Source organism: Micromonospora sp. NPDC003776 (assembly GCF_053605645.1).
Genome location: NZ_JBSGJR010000999.1, coordinates 1 through 1,075 on the forward strand (window position 1 = coordinate 1; position 1,075 = coordinate 1,075).

Annotated in this window: 1 protein-coding gene and 1 pseudogene; both read right to left on the reverse strand. The window is 77.9% G+C overall.

Features of this window, described 5'->3' with window-relative positions:
- On the reverse strand, nt 1-641 hold a 641-nt coding region (locus tag ACWEVO_RS37050), incomplete at its 3' end, for a CBM96 family carbohydrate-binding protein (protein WP_452312028.1).
- 72 nt (nt 642-713) lie between these two features.
- Nucleotides 714-1,075, reverse strand: a pseudogene (locus ACWEVO_RS37055) (shikimate dehydrogenase); the annotation flags it as partial.

Sequence of the window (1,075 nt, forward strand, 5' to 3'; positions counted from 1 at the left end):
CGCGGCGGGGAGCCCGGCTCCCGGCGGTAGCTCACCACCAGCGCGGGCCGCAGCGCGGCACGGACGTTCTCCCGCGAGGCCCAGTAGATCCGCTGGTGCCAGTCCTCCTGGGTCAGGGCCAGGGTCACCCGGCCGTCACCGGTGACGGCCGCGGAGACGTCCCACTCGTTGAAGCCCTCCTCGACCCGCTCCCGGGTGGCCAGCACCGGGCCCAGCACGGGGCGCTGCGCCCAGGCCCCGGCGTTGGCGGCGGAGCCCTGGGCGAGGTGCGCCCGTACCCGGGAGGCGAACGGCTGCCAGGCGTACACGCGCAGCACGGCGCGCAGGTCCACCGCGTCCCGGGGCAGCCCGCGGACGCTGAACTCGAGCACCGCGTCGCGCTGCCCGTCCGGGTTGCCCTCGCAGAGCCGCGGGCAGCTCGCGAGGGTGGTCTTCACCCCGTTGTCACCGTCCTGCGGGACCTGGGTGACGGTGGTGTCCGCGGTGGCGGCCACCGCGAGCGGCGCCACCTCGGCGACGACCCGGGGCAGCAGCACGGCCGTGCCGGCGACCAGGCTCACGGCCAGCAGGCCGACCAGCACCGCCCGGCGACGGCGCCCGGCACTCGGCCGATCGGCCGGGGACGGCGGCTGCCCGGTCACGGCTCCCCCTGAGGTCGGCGACGAGTTCCCCCGGCAGCGTATCGACCGGGGACAGCGGGCGCCCGGAGCGGCTCAGCCGCGGGCCGCCGCCAGCGCCGCGCGCATCGCGTCGACCGGGGCGGGCACCCCGGTGAACTGGGTGAACTGGCCGACCGCCTGGGCCAGCAGCAGGTCCAAGCCGGAGATCACCCGGCAGCCGGCGGCGAGCGCCGAGGCCGCGAGGGGGGTGGGCCAGGGGTCGTAGAGGGCGTCGAAGAAGACCGACCCCGGCCGCCAGTCGAAGTTGTCGGCGAGCGGGTCGGCGACCCCCTTCGGCACGGTCGAGATGACCAGGTCCGCGCGGGCGTGCGCCGGGGCGCCGTCCCAGTCGGCGCCGGCCAGCGGCACCCCGACCGCCGCGGCCACGGGGCGCAGCTCCTCGATCGCCTCCGGCC